17 protein-coding genes are annotated in these 16,967 nt (G+C 69.9%); 5 read left to right on the top strand and 12 right to left on the bottom strand.

From position 1 onward, the window contains the following. Positions 1-607: 607 nt before the first annotated feature. A complete protein-coding gene (locus tag ABZ824_RS29815) occupies positions 608-2,026 on the top strand; it encodes an amidase (protein WP_356966977.1) in 1,419 nt (472 codons plus the stop codon). Positions 2,027-2,070: 44 nt separating this feature from the next. Here the strand turns inward: ABZ824_RS29815 and ABZ824_RS29810 are convergent, their stop codons facing one another. The 7 genes from ABZ824_RS29810 to ABZ824_RS29780 form a co-directional block, all read right to left on the bottom strand. Further along, a complete protein-coding gene (locus tag ABZ824_RS29810) occupies positions 2,071-3,072 on the bottom strand; it encodes a cation diffusion facilitator family transporter (RefSeq protein ID WP_356966975.1) in 1,002 nt (333 codons plus the stop codon). Between the two features lie 133 nt (positions 3,073-3,205). Beyond that, entirely contained in the window at positions 3,206-3,574 is a 369-nt protein-coding gene (crcB, locus tag ABZ824_RS29805) for a fluoride efflux transporter CrcB (RefSeq protein WP_356966973.1), read from the bottom strand. Continuing rightward, positions 3,571-4,065, bottom strand: a complete 495-nt coding sequence (locus ABZ824_RS29800; RefSeq protein ID WP_356966971.1) for a CrcB family protein — start codon at positions 4,063-4,065, stop codon at positions 3,571-3,573. Before ABZ824_RS29800 ends, crcB begins: the two co-directional genes overlap by 4 nt. Before the next feature lie 60 nt (positions 4,066-4,125). Continuing rightward, positions 4,126-4,575 carry a universal stress protein gene (locus tag ABZ824_RS29795; RefSeq protein ID WP_356966969.1) on the bottom strand — a complete coding sequence of 150 codons (450 nt, stop codon included), beginning with the start codon at positions 4,573-4,575 and terminating at the stop codon, positions 4,126-4,128. Positions 4,576-4,633: 58 nt separating this feature from the next. After that, positions 4,634-5,986, bottom strand: coding sequence for an FAD-dependent oxidoreductase (locus ABZ824_RS29790; RefSeq protein ID WP_356966968.1), 1,353 nt, complete (start codon positions 5,984-5,986; stop codon positions 4,634-4,636). 287 nt (positions 5,987-6,273) lie between these two features. Further along, positions 6,274-6,855, bottom strand: coding sequence for a TetR/AcrR family transcriptional regulator (locus ABZ824_RS29785; RefSeq protein WP_356966966.1), 582 nt, complete (start codon positions 6,853-6,855; stop codon positions 6,274-6,276). 6 nt (positions 6,856-6,861) lie between these two features. Next, positions 6,862-7,548 carry a crotonase/enoyl-CoA hydratase family protein gene (locus ABZ824_RS29780; RefSeq protein WP_356966964.1) on the bottom strand — a complete coding sequence of 229 codons (687 nt, stop codon included), beginning with the start codon at positions 7,546-7,548 and terminating at the stop codon, positions 6,862-6,864. A 226-nt stretch (positions 7,549-7,774) separates the two neighbouring features. Here ABZ824_RS29780 and ABZ824_RS29775 point away from each other — a divergent pair, with 226 nt between their 5' ends. Further along, on the top strand, positions 7,775-9,022 hold the full coding sequence (locus ABZ824_RS29775) for a hypothetical protein (RefSeq protein WP_356966963.1): 1,248 nt from the start codon (positions 7,775-7,777) through the stop codon (positions 9,020-9,022). 5 nt (positions 9,023-9,027) lie between these two features. On the opposite strand, the gene ABZ824_RS29770 is transcribed toward ABZ824_RS29775, so the two are convergent. The 4 genes from ABZ824_RS29770 to ABZ824_RS29755 form a co-directional block, all read right to left on the bottom strand. After that, positions 9,028-10,236: an ROK family transcriptional regulator gene (locus ABZ824_RS29770; protein WP_356966961.1), complete on the bottom strand. Its 1,209-nt coding sequence runs from the start codon at positions 10,234-10,236 to the stop codon at positions 9,028-9,030. 29 nt (positions 10,237-10,265) lie between these two features. After that, positions 10,266-11,504 carry an ABC transporter permease gene (locus tag ABZ824_RS29765; protein WP_356966959.1) on the bottom strand — a complete coding sequence of 413 codons (1,239 nt, stop codon included), beginning with the start codon at positions 11,502-11,504 and terminating at the stop codon, positions 10,266-10,268. Beyond that, the gene (locus ABZ824_RS29760) at positions 11,501-12,274 is read right to left on the bottom strand and encodes an ATP-binding cassette domain-containing protein (RefSeq protein ID WP_356966957.1); all 774 of its coding nucleotides are present in this window, start codon (positions 12,272-12,274) and stop codon (positions 11,501-11,503) included. The genes ABZ824_RS29765 and ABZ824_RS29760 overlap by 4 nt, the downstream gene beginning before the upstream one ends. Before the next feature lie 71 nt (positions 12,275-12,345). Then, entirely contained in the window at positions 12,346-13,422 is a 1,077-nt protein-coding gene (locus ABZ824_RS29755) for a substrate-binding domain-containing protein (RefSeq protein WP_355075677.1), read from the bottom strand. 405 nt (positions 13,423-13,827) lie between these two features. Here ABZ824_RS29755 and ABZ824_RS29750 point away from each other — a divergent pair, with 405 nt between their 5' ends. Genes ABZ824_RS29750 through ABZ824_RS29740 form a run of 3 tightly spaced genes read left to right on the top strand, consistent with a single transcriptional unit; the run spans position 13,828 to position 16,431 of the window. Beyond that, positions 13,828-14,151: a hypothetical protein gene (locus ABZ824_RS29750; RefSeq protein WP_355075675.1), complete on the top strand. Its 324-nt coding sequence runs from the start codon at positions 13,828-13,830 to the stop codon at positions 14,149-14,151. Beyond that, positions 14,148-15,452: a hypothetical protein gene (locus tag ABZ824_RS29745; protein WP_356966955.1), complete on the top strand. Its 1,305-nt coding sequence runs from the start codon at positions 14,148-14,150 to the stop codon at positions 15,450-15,452. Before ABZ824_RS29750 ends, ABZ824_RS29745 begins: the two co-directional genes overlap by 4 nt. Beyond that, positions 15,439-16,431, top strand: a complete 993-nt coding sequence (locus ABZ824_RS29740) for a hypothetical protein (RefSeq protein WP_356966953.1) — start codon at positions 15,439-15,441, stop codon at positions 16,429-16,431. Before ABZ824_RS29745 ends, ABZ824_RS29740 begins: the two co-directional genes overlap by 14 nt. A gap of 46 nt (positions 16,432-16,477) precedes the next feature. Here the strand turns inward: ABZ824_RS29740 and ABZ824_RS29735 are convergent, their stop codons facing one another. Then, positions 16,478-16,888 (bottom strand): nitroreductase family deazaflavin-dependent oxidoreductase, encoded by a 411-nt coding sequence (locus tag ABZ824_RS29735; RefSeq protein ID WP_355075669.1) that lies wholly within the window; start codon positions 16,886-16,888, stop codon positions 16,478-16,480. Positions 16,889-16,967 lie beyond the last annotated feature (79 nt).

Raw genomic sequence — 16,967 nt, 5'->3', positions numbered from 1 at the left:
CTTGCGACGATCTCGCAGCACCCCGGCCATCGAGACGATAATCGACGCGACGACACCGCAGGCCGTGCAGAACAACAACGTCAACACCGAGGTCCCGACCTCGGCGGCTCTCATCGCGCCCGCGCAGACGAGCGCGAAGAACAGCGCACCGGGCGGACCGAGCCGCAGCGCATCGATGACGAACACGGCCACGACCGCGATCGCCGACACCACGACGACCATGAGCAGCGATGACCCGAACCCGGTGTCCAGCAGACTGCCGACCACCGCACCGACACCGCAGGCGGCCAGCAGCGCCGAGCCCGCGGCGAGGACCACCCGGCCGCGCACCCGGAACGGCCGCCCTTCGCCGTAGAGCACGGCGAAGGCGCCGAACATGACGAACACCGCCGCATCCGGATGGCCGAGACCGGTGATGATCGTGGCGGGAGCGGCGAACGCGAGCGCGGCACGCAACGCCACGCTCCACCGTCGGCCCGCGGGCGGCAAAGCGAACAACAGCGAGCCGACTCGGCCCTTCGGTGGCACCGGATCCGGGTATGTCGCGGCCACCTGCTGTCCTTTCTGTTCTGGACGATCTACCTGCTGGACACATTAGATTCGGGTCATGACCGCCGACGCTCATCTTCCGCTACCCTCGCGCGTCCACGCCTTCGCCGACGACGCACTCGGTGATCACGACGCCGTCGCCCTGGCCACGCTGGTGCGCGACGGTGCGGTGTCGCCGCGCGAACTCGCCGCCGCCGCGGTGGCGCGCGCCGAGCGGGTGGAACAGCTGGCGGCCGTCGCCTACCGGAGCTACGCGGAGCCGCTGCTGCCCGCCGAGCGGACCGGCGCCTTCTACGGCGTGCCCAGTTTCGTCAAGGACAACACGGACGTCGCGGGCATGCCGACCAATCAGGGCACAGCCGCGTTCCGCGCGCGGCCCGCCCGCGCGCACAGCGGCTACACCCGGCAGTTCCTCAGCACCGGCCTCACCGTGCTCGGCAAGAGCGCCATGCCCGAATTCGGCTTCAACGCCAGCAGCGAGACCCCGCATCTCGCGCCCACGCGCAACCCGTGGCACACCGGCCATTCCGTGGGCGGCTCGTCGGGCGGGGCGGCCGCGCTGGTGGCGGCGGGTGTCGTCCCGATCGCGCACGGCAACGACGGCGGCGGTTCGATCCGGATTCCGGCGGCGTGCGCGGGGCTGGTCGGCTTGAAGCCGACGCGGGGGCGGCACGTGGTGTCCGGGCTCGCCCGCACGCTGCCGGTCGACATCGTCAGCGAAGGTGTGCTGACCAGGACGGTGCGCGATACGGCCGCGTACGCCGCTGCGGCCGAACAGTATTGGCGCAATCCCGCGCTCCGGCCGATCGGCCGCGTCGACGGTCCCCCGACCCGGCGCATGCGGGTAGCGCTGGTGCTCGACAATCTCGCGGGGCCGCTGGCCGCCGGGCCCACCCGGGCGGCCGTCGAAAATGTCGCGCGCACACTCGAATCAGCCGGCCATTCGGTCGAGCCGGTGCCGCTGCCGTTCGATGCCGCGATCGAGAGCGCCTTCCTGCACTATTGGGGCCTGCTCGCGGCCGCGATCACCACGACGGGCCGGTTCCTCGACCGCCGGTTCGACGCGCGCCGCGTGGACGACCTGACCGTGGGCCTGCGCGCCTTGTTCCTGCGCCGGGCACTGCACGCCCCGCTCACGCTCTACCGGCTCCGCGCGGCGGCGGCCACCTACGAGCGGGCGCTCGGACCCTACGACGCGGTGCTGCTCCCCACGCTCGGTCACACCACGCCGGAGCTCGGCTATCTCAGCCCGACCGTGCCATTCGACGAACTCATCGAGCGGTTGCGCGCCTACGTCTGCTTCACGCCGATCAACAACATCACGGGAACGCCGGCGATCACGGTTCCGGCGGGCCTGACCGACGCGGGACTGCCGATCGGCGTACAGTTCGCCGCCACCCGCGGCAACGAGCGCACCCTGCTGGAGCTGGCCTACCTGATCGAGGCCGAACGACCGTTCCCCCGCCTGGATCGCTGAGCCATCCGATGTTCGCGTCGTCCGTGCGCGTGGCGGTCGGTGGGTCAGACGACATTCGCCGCGGACGACGGACGGTCGCGGTGCACCGGGCCGTGGGCGTCGTCGCAGTGGTCCTCCAGCACCGGCAGCAGGCGCTGCGCGTCCACCGCGGGCGAGGAGGCGACGGCATGGGAGTGGTCGACCTGCAACGTGGTGTGGGTGATGCCGTAGTCGTGGTCGAGCAGGTGCTCGATCCGCTGGCGCAGGCCGTGGCAGTCGGCGCCCGGCCGGACCAGCACATGCGCCGACAGCGCGATGTCACCGGAGGTGATCTGCCAGACGTGCAGATCGTGCACCTCGTCGACGCCGTCGATGCCCACCAGCCCGCGCCCCAACGCGTCCGGATCGACGCCCGCGGGAGCGGCCTCCAGGAAGATCCGGCCGGATTCGCGTACCAGCCCGAGCCCCGCCTTGACCATCAGCGCGACGACGATGAGCGTGGCGATAGCGTCCGCCCTGGCGAAGCCGGTGGTCAGCACGACGAGGCCGGCCACGGCGGTGGCGATGAACCCGTACAGGTCGTTGAGCACATGCTGGAAGGCGCCTTCCACGTTGAGGCTGGCGCGGTTGGCCTTGCTGATCGCCCAGGTGGCCGCGATGTTGACCACCACACCGGCCAGCGCGGTCGCCAGCACGAGCCCGCCGGTCACCTCGGGCGGCTCCAGCAGGCGGCGCACGGCCTCGTAGGTGAGCCAGCCCGCCAGGACGAGCAGCGTGACGCCGTTGGCCTGCGCCGAGAGGATCTCGGCGCGTTTGTAGCCATAGGTGTACTTGCCGTTCGCCGGACGCGCCGCGAGCCGGATCGCGACGAGCGCGAGGACAATGGACGCGGCGTCGGTGAGCATGTGCGCCGCGTCGGACAGCAGGGCCAGCGAGTTGGCCAGCAGACCGATCACGACCTCGACCGACATGAAGCCGACGATGAGGGCGAGCGCGATGGTCAGCCACCGGCGATCGGCCTGACCGGAGAGCGCGTGCCCGTGCGCGTGACCGTGTTCGTGTCCCATCGACCCAGCCCTTCCCACACCTGATGTATGCGCATATCTGCATCTGTTCCGTCAGCTTAACCCACCACCAGCGGCGGGCGACAGAGCAGCCGCGTGAGCTGGATCACGTCGCAGAGGTAATCGACGGAACGCCTCACCCGACCAGGGCGTGCACCAACGCATAAGTCGACACAGTGGCGATCAACCCCGCGGAGACGCTGACGACCACGTTCATCGCCGCGTAGAAATACGCGGCCCGCTCGGCCAGTCGCACGGTTTCGTAGCTGAACGTGCTGTACGTGGTCAGCGCTCCGCAGAACCCGGTGCCGAGCAGCAGGAAAAGCGGCGAGGACAGCGCCGATCCCGCTCCGCTGAGGGCGCCGAGGACGAGACACCCGATCAGGTTGACCATGAAGGTGCCCCACGGGAACAGGCTGTCGCGGCGATCCTGCACCACGCGATCGATGAGATACCGCAGCGGTGCGCCGATCGCGCCGCCCACCAGGACCAGCAACACCGTCATCGAGCCGCCTTTCGCGCGCATCGAAGGCGTTCGTATCCCGCCCTCGTGAGCCACATGGCGGCGAGGGTCGCCGACAGGGCGCAGATCAGCGTGCCCGCGAGGTAACCGGCCGCGACGACGATCGTGCCGGGCCGCAGTAGGGCGCGGATCTCGTTGACGTAGGTGGAGAAGGTGGTGAACCCGCCCAGCACACCCACTCCGAGAAAGGGACGCAGCAACCGATGGGCAGCCCAGATCTCGGTTACCGCGACCATGAGCACTCCGATCGCGAAACAGCCCGTGACATTCGTGATGAAGGTGGCCAGCGGAAAGTGCCCGGGGCGAGCGGGCAACGCCTGCGCCAAGCCGTAGCGGGCGAGCGCGCCGAGCGCCCCGCCGAAGGCGACGACGACCGATGCCGGGCCGTGGGTACGCCAAAATTCCCACCGGCGAGCGCGGCCGGCCGCGCGATCGGCGATGCCGGTCGGTTCCTCGGTCAGTTCACCCGCCACGCAGATCTTCTACCCGACCGTCCGCGGCGGCGCCACCGCCGGGCACCACTGCCTCCGCACTCACCGGCGCTCGGTCCCCGCGTCGCCGTCGTGCGCGACGAGAACCGAGCAACCGACGTGCCGGGCGGCCTTCTCCGCGGTGCTGCCCATGAACCGTCCCCAGATGCCCGAGTGCCCGGTGCGCCCCAGCACCAGCAGGTCGGCATCGTGATCGGCGGCGGCCGTGGCGAGTTCGCGCGCGGCCTGACCCGCCCGCACCTCGGCCCGCACCGCTATGCCGTGCTGTTCGGCGGTCTCGGCCGCCGTGGTGAGCCAGCGACGACAGGTGACCTCGCCGATCGAGCGTTCGTCCTCGATCTCGCCGACCACCGGTCCGTAGTGCGGCAGGTACTCCTCGACCGCGACGACCGTGAGCGTGGCGTGGTGTACCGTCGCCAACTCGAGCGCCATCGTCAAGGCGGCCCTGGCGCCGGGTGAATCGTCGTAACCCACCACGATCCGCTGGAACACCTCTCCATTGTGAGCCCTCGGCTGGGTCAGAGCCAGCGTTCCAGCAACACCGCGGCAATCACGCCGTGGCCGTGGAGCGATCGGACGCGAGCACTTCGGCGGCCGCGCGCTCGCCCGAGCGGATCGCTCCCTCGATGTAGCCCGACCACTCCGTCGCGGTTTCGCTTCCGGCCCAGTGGATCGCACCGACCGGGTCGCGCAGCGCGGAGCCCGCGGTGGTCAGGACGCCCGGGGGGAAGAAGGCCCCGTAGCCGCCGCGCGTGTACGGATCGTCCGCCCATACCTTCTCGTGCCACTCGATCGGCTCGCGGGCGGCGTGCCCGAAGGCTCGGACGAGCGAACCGATGATCATGGCGCGTCGCTCGGCCGGGGGCAGGGCGGCGAGCCGCTGAGCGGCCCGGCCGGGCACCAGCGCGCCGAGTACGCCAGGACCGCCGGGCCGGGTCGCGTCGAAGGTGACCGGCACCGGATCGTGCAGGTTCAGCGATTGGCCGGTGAGCAGGTCGTCCCGCCAGAACGGCCGCTCGTAGACGGCGAACGCTTTCAGCACCGAGCCCATCGGCATGCGCTGGGTCAATTGGTCGCGCGCGGCGGGCAGCGGCGGATCGTAGGCGATACGTCCGGCGAGGGTGGGCGGCACCGCCACGATCACGTGCTCGGCGTGCACGTCACCGGAGTCGGCACTCACCACAACGCCATCCGCTCGCCTGCGGATACGCGTCACCGGCACACCGAGACGCACCGCGTCCCCCAGTTCGGCGGCGACGGCCAGCGCGGGCCCGTCGGCGCCGTCGACGAACAGGCGGTTCACCGTCTCGGCGGCGACCCCGGCCTCGACGCCGCCCGCCGAACGGATCGTGGTGAGCAGACCGAGCATCGAGATGCTCCCGACGTCAACGCACAACTCCTCGCCGATCATCACCTCGGCCAGGTTCCGCGCCCGCCGCTCCGGCAGATTCCGGCGCAACCAGGTGGCCGCCGTCATCGCGTCCAGCCGATCGGCGCCCGGTGCGGCCCATGGCCGCGTGAGATCCACCCGTGCGGCCATCCGTTCCAGCCGCCACATCGCCTGGGCGAGCACGACGAGGACGAACGTCGGAAGCGGTGGGCGGGCTCCGGTGAAGCGCCGCCGGACCACGCCCTCGACCAGCAGGTCGACTCCTTCCGGCGGCGGGTAGGTCGCGGCCCCGTACTCTTCGGCCAGCGTGGCGAATCGCGTGTGCGCGCCCGAGATCCACTGGCCGCCGAGGTCGACGGCCCATCCGGCGCCGACCCGCGCGGTCCGGGTGCGACCGCCGACGCGATCGCTCGCCTCCAGGACGACGACATCCCGGCCGGCCGCTCGCAACGCCCGCGCCGCGCACAGCCCGGCATATCCCGCACCGACGACAACGACGTCCGTACGGTCCATGGTGGCCTCCCGTCGCAGCACCGAAACTCGACAACCACTGTTGATCACCCGTCGCCGTTCCGCAACCGATTCGCCGGGCATCGACCGGGCGCCGATGCTCCCGACTCCCCGCCGCCGGGCGCGGTCCGACTGCACGCGAGACCGACCGGCGGTTCGGTGTCATCGACGGCTGACATCTCGGGCTCGCCGAGGAGGGACGCGCCACTCGGCCGAAGCCGTAGGAATCGCGGTATTCGCCGCATCGCCACCCGAACCCGCTGCGCCGGTTGGCCTACGGTGGCCGCCGCCTAGCGAGTCAGCGTGGCGAGGGCGGCGATGGCGGCCTCTTGAAAGATCGCCGTCAGCGTGCGCGGCCGCGCCGTGACACGTCCGCGCACCCATTGCCTGCAGTACTCCTGCGCCGGTCCGGCACAGATCGCATGGGCCATCGGATAGCCGCCGCCACCCGGTTCCGCGGTTCCGAGCAACTCTCGATACCGGCGTGCCAGCGCATCGAAGAAGACCCGATTGTGCTGGGTGAGTTCGGGTTCCGCGAAGCCGGTCACCTCGTCCGGCAAGGTGGCGAACAGAAACCGGGCCAGGTCGCGATGGTCTTCCACCCAGCCGAGATGGGCCGCGAGCATCGCGCGGATCGCTTGCTCGGCGCCGACATCCGGCGCACCGAGGCACGCCAGCATCGTCCGCTGGTAGTCGAGCATCCCGGAGACATAGACCGCGGCCGCCAATTCGGCTTTCGAACCGAACGCGTGGAACATGCTGCCGCTGGACAAACCGAGCCGATCCCGCACACCGGCCACCGTGAACGACGCGTACCCCTTGGCCAGGAGCTGTTCCGTGGCTTCGGCCAGAATGCGCTCGCGGGTGCGCACGGCGAGCTACCCGCCGAACTCGGCATCGATGCCGGAACGGACCGCGGCGAGCACCTGAGCGCGCACACGCAGCTTCGTACCCGTGTGCGCCGCGGAGTCGATTCCGGTCAACCGGTGCGCTTCGGCCGTCGCGCGCGTGCGCAGGTCGTCGGCATCGGTGGTGAGCACGTCGAGAAAGCCCAGTTCTCTGGCTTCTTCGGGCGCGACCAGGATCCCGGTGTTCGCCGCCCGGTCGAAGCCAGGCGCGGTGAGCCGGTGCCGCGCCAGCTCCACACCGTAGTGCGGAATGGTCAGCCCGATCGCGACCTCGTTGAGACCCAGCTTGAAATCCCCCGATACGCCGAACCGTACGTCCGTGGCCAGCAGCGTGAACGCGCCTTGGGCGATGGCATGCCCAGGGCATGCCGCCACGACGGGATACGGGAAGCCGAGCAGCCGGTGCACCAGGTTGCCGCCGGCACGCAAGGTGCGGCGGATGTCGTCGGCGGATCGGGAGAACGTCGCCAGGTCGTAGCCGGCGGAGAAAACGCGCGCGCGGCCGGTCAACAGGACGACCGCCCGGTCCGCCTCGGCCCGGTCCAGGGCGGCGGCGATGGCGCCGAGCATGTTCTCGGACATCACATTCGCCTTGCCGTCGTCCAGCGTGATCGTGGCGACACCGCCGTCCAGCCGGTAGGTGACGAGTTCGGTCATGGCAGCCTCCTCTAGAGCAGGACTCTAGAGTAGCACTCTAGGGGCCGCTGGCTAACCGCGAGCTGCGGGGTCGGACGACCGGACCTGAACAAGGTGTCGTTGTGACAACGACGCGAAACAGCGGCCAACGGTCGCCCGATACAGGAAACACACGATGCTGCCGAAAAAGCCTGGCGCGTCCGGGCTTCGGGCTAGCCTCTGGACAGGCTCAGGTGAAGGAAGCGACATGACCGCAGCAACCGTCATCCGCCCGCTGGCGCCGAGCGAGGCGATCTTCGCCAACAGCGAAGTACTCGTCGGCTACTCGATTCGGGTCGCGGGTCGGTTGGATCTCGCCGCGCTGTCGGCGGCGTTCGAAGCCGTGGTTCGCTCACGTCCCATACTCGGCGCCCACCTCGAGCCGGACGGCCGCGGCGGCCACCTGCTGCTCGAATCCCACGGCGCCACACCTGAGCTGACGATCGCCGCGGGCGATCCCGAGCGGTTGCTCACCGGAGCCAGGCTGGACCAGCGCAGGGCGCTCTCCTCGCTGTGCGTGGTGCGGGACGGCGACACCGCCGGAATCACGTTGGTGACCCACCACAGCGTCGCGGATGCCTATCATTCGCTGGCCGTGTTCGGCGAGCTGTGGTCGTGCTACACCGACCGCACCGAGAGGCGATCCGCCGAACTGCCGCCGCACGGCTTCCCGCGGTCGGTGGAGGACCTGCTGCGCGAGCGCGGCGTGCGGAAGATCGACACACCGGTCATGCCGCACCGCCCGGTGGGCGTCGCTCGGAGCTACTCCGGCCCGGACGATCCCGATTACCTCGTCCCGCGCACCGCGCGCTGCAGACTGACCCGGCAGCAGACCACCGCGCTGATCGAACTCGGGCACCGGGAGCACACCACGATCAACGGCCTCGCCTCGGCCGCGATCCTGCTCACCGAGGCCGAGCTGCGCGGATTGCCGCTGACCGAGCTGGCCTACACCTACTCGGTCGACCTGCGCACCCGGGTGTCCCCGCCGATCGGGATGACCGAAGGCACCAACGTGCTCGGCTTCGCGAATTTCATCCCCGCGCTGCGGACCGGCACGACGCTGGTCGAACTGGCCCGCGGCATCAGCGACACGCTGCGCGCCGGCCTGGACACCGGCATCGTGCAGCAGACCCCACTGCACATACCCGAGATCGCCGCCGGACCCCCGCCGCGCGCACCGGGAATCGTGCTGGCCACCAATTGGGGACGAGTGCGCAGGCCTAGGGTGCCGGACGAGTTGCGGATCACCGACTTCCGCTCGATCATGCTCGGCAAGCCCGACAAGACCGGGCACCGGCTCCAGCAGCCGAGCGGCACCATCATCATCAGCACCTTCGACGACCGGCTGAGCATAGAGATCCACCACCCCGAGGAAACCACCGAGGAACAGCGGGTGCGGGTACGACTGCTCACCACCCACCTGTCGGAGTTCAGCGCGGCGGGCGCCGCCTGAACCCGTCAAGCGCGCGCGGCCTGCTTGCGGGACAAGGTCTGCAACGGATCGGTGAGCACGTCGGTGAAGGCCAGTTCCGCGGCTCCGATCAAGGTCGCGTCGCCCGCCAGCGCGCTGGTGCGCAACCTGACCCGCTCGCGGACGGCTTGCAGGCCGTTCACCGCGACGCGGCTGCGCACCTGGGCCGCCGAGGCCAGATAGATCTCCCGCAGCACGCCACCGAACACCACCATCGACGGATTGAAGATGTTCACCAGATTGGCGACGCCGTAGCCGAGCCATTCACCGACCTGGTGCAGCGCGTCGCGGGCCACCGCGTCGCCGCGGGCGGCGGACTCGACGATCGCGTCGACCGCCGCCTGTCCCGCCGGATCGGTCCGTCCCGCCGCCGCGATCAACCCGAGTTCACCCGCTTCGGCCTCGAGGCAGCCGCGGGAACCGCAGGCGCACGGCCGCCCACCGGGATTCACGATCATGTGCCCGACTTCCCCGCCGTAGCCGCCTTCCCCGCCGAGCAATTCGCCATTCATGATGATGCCGCCGCCGATGCCGACATCACCGTGCAGGTAGATCAGGTTCGCCAAGCCTTCGCCCACACCGCGTTCGCGTTCGGCCAGCGCGCCGAGGTTGGCGTTGTTGCCGACCGCGACGCGGAGGCCGAGTGCGAGTTCCCGCGTCAGCTCGGCGCCGAACGCGACGTCCACCCAGCCGAGATTCGGCCCGTACCGCACGACGCCGTCCGCCTCGCGGACCATGCCGCAGAACGCGACTCCGACGCCGACGCACCGGGCGTCCGGCGCGGCCGCCGCGATCATCTCCCTCGCCATCGCCGCGAGCGCGGCGATCACGTCGTCCGGGTCGAACGCGCCGCCGGGACGGGCGGTCGCGGTGCGCTCGAGCACCGACCCGCCCAGCCCGACGCGTGCGGCGGCGAGCCGGTCCGCGCCGACGTCCAGCGCGACGACGTAGACCCGCTCGGCCTGCGGACGCACCACCAGCGACGGCCTGCCCGCCCGTCCGGTCTGGCCCGGCAATTCCTCGCTGACCAGGCCTGCCGCCGCCAGATCCGTGGTGAGCGCGAGAATCGTGCTGCGATTCAGTCCCATTCGCTCGGCGAGCGCGGCACGCGACACCGCCCCGTCACGGTGGACGTGCCGCAGCAGCGCGGCGAGGTTGCGCGTGCGGATCTCATCGGGCGAAGGTGCTGCTCGCATTCACCGGGCTTTCGTCACAGGGCTGGGATTCATCGCCGCGGGAGCGCACGCTTACGGGAGAGGGCGTCCACTCCGGCCGCCAAGAGCAGCACAAATCCTGTCACAACGAATTTCGTGCCCGCGCTGTAGCCCATCAGCCCCATGCCGTTGTTGATCACGGCGACCACCGCGGCGCCGAGCACCGCGTCCAGCATCCGCCCGCGGCCGCCGAAGAGGCTGGTGCCGCCGATCACCGCCGCGCCGACCGCGGTGAGCAGCACGTCGCTGCCGCCGGTGTTCGGGTCGACGGAGTTGGCGCGCGAGGCCGCGATCAGTCCGCCCACCGCCGCCATCGTCGAACACAGCACGAAGGCGGTGATCTTCACTCGATCCACCGCGATGCCCGCGCGCCGGGCGGCCTCCGCGTTGCCGCCGACGGCGTAGACGTGCCGCCCGAACGCGGTGCGGTCCAGCACGAACGTCCACAGCAGCAACAGCGCGGCGATCATCGGCACCACGATGGGCATCCCCGTCAGCGAGTGCACCGCGGGATTGCGGCTGCGCTCGCCGTTGAGCACCAGCACCGCCGCGCCGGCCACGAGCGCCAGCAGCACGACTCGCACCACGACCACCCGCGCCGTCGTGCCGGTGAGCCCGAGTTTCGTGCGCGCCCGCCACTTCCGGTATTGCACGAGGGCGAAACCCGTGACCAGTGCCGCGTACAGCGCCCAGCCGAGCAAGGGCGGCACGTTCTTGTTCGCGATGGCGACGATCGTCTCGTCGCGGATGGAGATGTTGCGGCCGTTGTCCATGATCTTCAGCGCCACGCCCTGCAACGCGAGGAATGCCGCCAGCGTCACCACGAACGACGGGATCCCGATCTTCACCACGACCGTGCCGATCACCAGTCCGATCACCATCCCGGTGAGCAACGAGACCAGCACCGCCGAATACCACGGCCACCCTTCGTCGGTGAGCAGCACCGCGAGCACAGCGGCGCAGACCCCGCTGGTGAACCCGGCCGACAGGTCGATCTCCCCCAGCAGCAGCACGAAGATCAACCCCATCGCGATCACCGCGATCGCCGCGCCCTGGGTGAACAGATTGGCGAAATTGGCCTCGGACATGAAGACCGGGCGCGCCGCCCAGAAGACGCCCGACAGGACGACGAGCGCGATCACCGAGGGCAACGCCCCCATGTCGCCGCCGCGCACGCGGCCGACGTAGTCGCTCATCAGGTCGGTCACCGGCGCCGCCACCGGTCGCCGCTCGGTGGTCACCGCGGTCATCGGGTCGCTCCGCTCGCCTCGAGGCCGAGCGCGCCGCTACGGCCTGCCGTGATCAATTCGACGACCTGCGCGTGCGTCACGTCGGAGGTTCGTACCTGGGCGGCCATCCGGCCGAGATAGAGCGCGGCGATCCGGTCGGACACCGCGAAGACGTCGTTCATGTTGTGCGAGATCAGCACCACCGCCAGGCCCTGGTCGGCGAGCTTGCGAACCAGTTCGAGCACCTGCTGGGTCTGCGCGACGCCCAGCGCGGCCGTCGGCTCGTCCAGGATCACCACTTTGCTGTTCCACAGCACGGCTTTCGCGATGGCCACCGTCTGGCGCTGGCCGCCGGACAGGCTGGCGACCTGCTGCCGGACCGACTTGACGGTGCGCACCGACAGGCTCGCCAACGTCTTCTCGGCCAGTTCCTCCATCGCGTACTCGTCGAGCACGAGACCGCGCTTGCGCTCCCGGCCGAGGAACATGTTCTGGACGATGTCGAGGTTGTCGCAGAGCGCGAGGTCCTGGTAGACGATCTCGATGCCCAGCGCCGCCGCGTCGCGCGGGCTGTGCACCTGCACCGGCGCGCCATCGAAGAGGAACTCGCCCGCATCGATCGGATGGGTGCCGCCGATGCATTTGACCAGCGTGGACTTGCCCGCGCCGTTGTCGCCGACAAGTGCGGTCACTTCGCCGGGGAAGGCGCTGAAGGTGACCTCGTGCAGGACGTGGACCGGACCGAAACTTTTCTCTAATCCGCGTAATTCGATGACCGGCAGTTCGGACATGGGGTGGCTCCTCCGAAGAATGGAGCCCCTTCCGCAATCCCCTCATCGAACCGCGGAAGGGGCGTGCGATATCAGATCCCGTTGTCCGCGCAGAGTTTCGCGAACTCGCCAGTGCACAACTCGGTCTTGGTGACATAGCCGTCGGCCACCACGTCCTTGACGTTGCGCGGGTAGATGGCCTTCGGTTCCAGCAGCACCGACGGCACGTCGGCGTTCGACTCCGGATCGCGCACGGTGCCGTTGGTCGTGCCGGGTTCCCCCTTCACCAGGCCAACCGCCAGTTTCGCGGTCGCTTCGGCCTCTTTCTGGATCGCCTTGTAGACGGTCATGCACTGGTCGCCCGCCAGCACGTTCTGCAGTCCCTGCACCGTGGCGTCCTGCCCGCTGACCGGCACCTGACCGTTGAGCTTCTGCTTCTTCAGCACCGCGATCGCGGCGTTGGCCAATCCGTCGTTGGCCGCGACGACGCCTCCGATATCCGGCCTGCCGGTGAGCATCTGCTCGAAGATGGTGCCCGCTGTCGTGTTGTCCCACTCCGGGACAGCCTGATCGGGGCCCTTGACGTACTGGCCCGCGTCGAATCGTGGCTTCAACACACCGTCGTAGCCGGTCTTCAGCAGGGCGGCGTTGTTGTCGGTCGGTCCGCCGTTCAGGTACGCGACCACCGGGCGCACCGCGTTGCGATCGGTCAGGCACTGCGCGACTCCCGCACCGAGCAGGCTGCCGACCTTCACATTGTCGAAGGAGACGTAATACTGCGCGCCGCCGCCCAAGGTGAGCCGGTCGTAGTCGATCACGGTGACGCCCTGCGACTTCGCCTTCTGGATCACCGCTTTGCCGGTGCCGCTGTCCAGGTTGGTCATCACCAGGACCGAGACGCCGTTGGTGATCATCTGGTCGGCGATGGTCTGGAAGGCGTTCTTGTCGCCCTGGGCGTTCTGGATATCGGCCTTGACGCCAGCGGCTTCGAACGCCTGTTGCAGGTACTTGCGGTCCGCCGTCTCCCAGCGGGCGGAGGTCTTGCTGTCCGGAAGGATCACGCCGATCTGGGTTTTGCCGCCGGAGTCCCCGGAGTCGCCGCACGCGGTGAGCGTGGCGGCCAGGAGCGCGAACGACAGCGCGGCGGCGCTGAGGATGCCCTTACGCATAAGTGGGCCTTTCATCACCGGCCGGGACGATGCCCCGGCCGGTCGGAGTGGAACAAATGTTGTTCACAGCAACATATTGGACTGTGACGCAGCGCACAACAGCTAATTTGTTGTTCCGAATAACAATCTCGACACGCACGCGTTCGCTCGGGTGGACGCCACTCCGGCCGGATCGGCAAGGGACACAGGAGGGCTCGTGAACAGGGAGGTCGGCCGTCGCGCCAGGACGCGCCCGCGGACGCTTCGAGATGCCGCCCGCGCCGCGCGGACGGTCGGACACGCGAAAGCGTGGCCTACGCGCGAAACCGACCACCGAGGAACAGGCGCATGGCGAGGCTTCGGCACAGTACCCTTGGCGGTGAATCATGGCGCGGTAGCGACAGACTGGGATCCGGGAGGGGAACAGTGGATACGCTCAGGCTCGACCCGGCGGCGGTGGCCGCCTACACCGCGATCGCGGACGCGGTGTCCGAACAATTGGCGTCGGCGGCCACGGTCGCCTCCGGCGCGGTGGATCCGGAACGGCTGGCCGCCGATCTCGGCGTCGTCGGCGCGGAATTCGCGGCGCGCTTCTCCGCGGCCGTGTCCGAACACGCCGAAGCGTTGTCGACGGCCGGACAGCTGGTCAGCGCATACGGCCGAGTGCTGCGCGGTTACAGCGAGAACGCGCAGGATGTCGACGCCGCGACGGCGAGCGCGATCACGCGGTCCGGAGAGGCACCGGCATGAGAAGCCTGATGGGACTGCGCAAACGCACCCACACCACCCAGCCCGCCGCCGAGACCACCAGGCCGGTGAGCACCGAACCTGGCGTCGATCCGCCGATCGTCGCCGCGCTGGTCAAGCCACTGCTGACGCTGCGCTCCGCACTCGGCACCGGTGTCGGCGTGCCGAGCGCGGCCGCGACCGGGGCGCTCTCGGCCGCATCCGCCCAGGCGGCCGACACCGAAGGCCCGCACCGCGAAGGGCTGCACGCCCTGGAATCGACCTGGACCTCCCAGGCCGCCGACAGCGCGGTGCCCGCGATGCGCACCACGCAGACCCAGATCGGCGACATCTCCGACCGAGGTCCGGCCTACCTGTCCGTTCTCGCCGACGCGCACGCCACCTCCGGGCGCGCGGCGCGGCGCGTCGACCAGATCATCGCCGACTTCCGGCGCGACGCGCGGGAGATCCTGGACAACGCGACCTCCGCACCGGAGACCGACGCCGTCATCACCCGCGCCACCCAGGCGCTGCGCGACGCGCTCACCACCGTGACGGCCGCGCGCACCGAAATGGACGACCACACCAGGAAACTCGACGAGATGGGACCGCTCACGGTCACCACGCCGTCCGGCGTCAGCCAGGGGCAAGCCGTCTATCCCGGTGGCACCGGGCAAGTCGTGCCCGGCACCACGACACCCGCCACCACACAGCCCATGGACCCGGCCATGGTCGCGCAACTGCAATTGCAGCAGCAGCTCATCTCCGCGGGGGTGGACCTCGGCACCACGGCCATCAACGCGGGCGTCGACATCGGCACGCACATCATCGACAAGATCGCCGAAGTCGGCATCCACGGCATCGACACCGTCGCCGCGGCCGCGGACAAGGCGATCCCGGAGCTGATCAACCCGGGCTCCACCACCAACTCCGGCACGACCGGCGACGACTCGAAGAATTCCTCGAAGTTGTTCGACTTCGGTGGATCGCCGGAGCACAAGTCGTCGACCAGCGGCCCGGGTTCGCTGATCCCGCCCGGCAATTCGTCGCCCGCCGCGCGAGCGGATGCGCCGAAGCCGGAGAGCAGGCCCGCGCCCGCGGTCGCGCCGCCCGCCGTCGACTCCGCGCCACCCGCGCCCGCGAGCAGCCCGGACCATCCCGCTCATCCCGGCCCGACCGGCGGCATGGTGGTACCGCCCGCTCCGCCGCCGGGCGGCGAAGACCAGGAGCACAAGCCGCGCGACGGACAACTCGGCGTGACCATCCCGTCCGCCGTGACAGCGGTCGTACCGGTGCTGGGCGAATTCGACGATGACGCCCCCTGACCGGGAGCATCCCAGTCAGGGCGCGAGCCAGGCCAATCCGTTCGACACGGGTCTGCCGATGCTGCGCATTCCGGCAGGCAAGCCGTCCAAACGACGTCGTTCACCCGGCCGGCGCAAGCAGGTTCGTCGTCGTGAGCCGCAGTACGAGGCGCAGGAGCCACCGCGCCCGCCGGAGCGGCAAGACGCCCGGCCGCGCCTCGGCGAGTGGGAGCAATGGCTCGAACCCGCGCCCGCCGCGGTGCGACCGCCGCAACCCGTTGCCCCGCAGCAGCGCGGCGCACCCACCGAGCCGGTGCAGGCCGAGCCCGAGGACGGCCACGTCACGGCGCCCGCCATCGTCAACCGATCCGGCATTCATCCCGGCACCCCGGTGCGCCACCCGCGGCGCACCGAACAGCAACGCGGCAACCGCTCGCTGACGGTCTTGATCGTGCTCGCCATCGTGATCGCCACCGTCTCGATCGGCCTGGCCATGATCTATGGCTCCGAGGCGAATTCGCGCACGACGGCGGCGACGTCACCGCCGCGCGCGGCCGGACCCGCGCCGACCACCTCGACGTCCACCTCACGGGTCAGGCCGCCGTGGGCCATCGCCACGCCGGGATGCGAGCAGAAACGCACCGCCGACGTCGTCTCCGGCACCGATCCGGGCGGCACCGGCAACGGCCCCGACGCCATCTTCGCCTTCGAGTACGCCTACTACGCCGAACGATCCGGGTACCGGGCTCGCGCGGTGGTCGCCCCCGACGCGGCGGTATCCCCCGCCGATCAGATCCAGCGCGGCATCAACCAGGTGCCTGCGGGCACCCGATACTGCGTGCAGATTTCCCGGGCCGGGGACGGACCCGACGGCCAGGCACGGTGGGAAGTCCGCTTGACGCAGCAGTTCCCCGGCGAGGAGGCGAACACCTTCACGCAGTTCATCACGACCCGTACCGGCACGGATCAAACGCTGATCACCGGAATCACGGCAGGCTGACGCTTCGGTTCGGCCACGACCGGGAACGGCACCGCCCCAGCTCCGCTCAGTGCGGCGTCAGCTTGACGACGGGAATCACCCGGTCGGTCTTCTCCTGGTATTCGGCGAAGCCGGGCATCACCTCGACCATCGCGGCGTAGAGACGGTCGCGCTCCGCGCCTTCGGTGACCGGAGTCGCGGTCGCCGCCAGGGTCTCGGTGCCGATCTCGAGCGTGACCTCCGGGTTCGCCCGCACGTTGTGGAACCAGTCGGGATTGGTCGGAGCGCCCGCTTTGGAAGCGATCACCACGATGTCGTCGCCGTCGCGAACGAACGCGAGCGGATTGGTGCGCGGGCGACCCGACTTCGCGCCGGTGCTGGTCAGCAACAGCAATTCGCGACCGGCGAAGGGGCCGCCGACCTTGCCCTGGTTGGCGCGAAATTCCTCGATGATCTGGGTGTTCCAGTCGCCTGCCATGGCTTGTCTCTCCTGGGAGTCGGGTGCGCCGGTTCGTCCGCGAGCCTACCCAGATCTGCCCGCCGGGACCGGACTAACG

This window comes from Nocardia sp. NPDC047038 (genome assembly GCF_040644075.1).
GTDB classification, from domain to species: domain Bacteria; phylum Actinomycetota; class Actinomycetes; order Mycobacteriales; family Mycobacteriaceae; genus Nocardia; species Nocardia sichangensis.
This window is presented reverse-complemented; position numbering and strand designations above follow the sequence as displayed.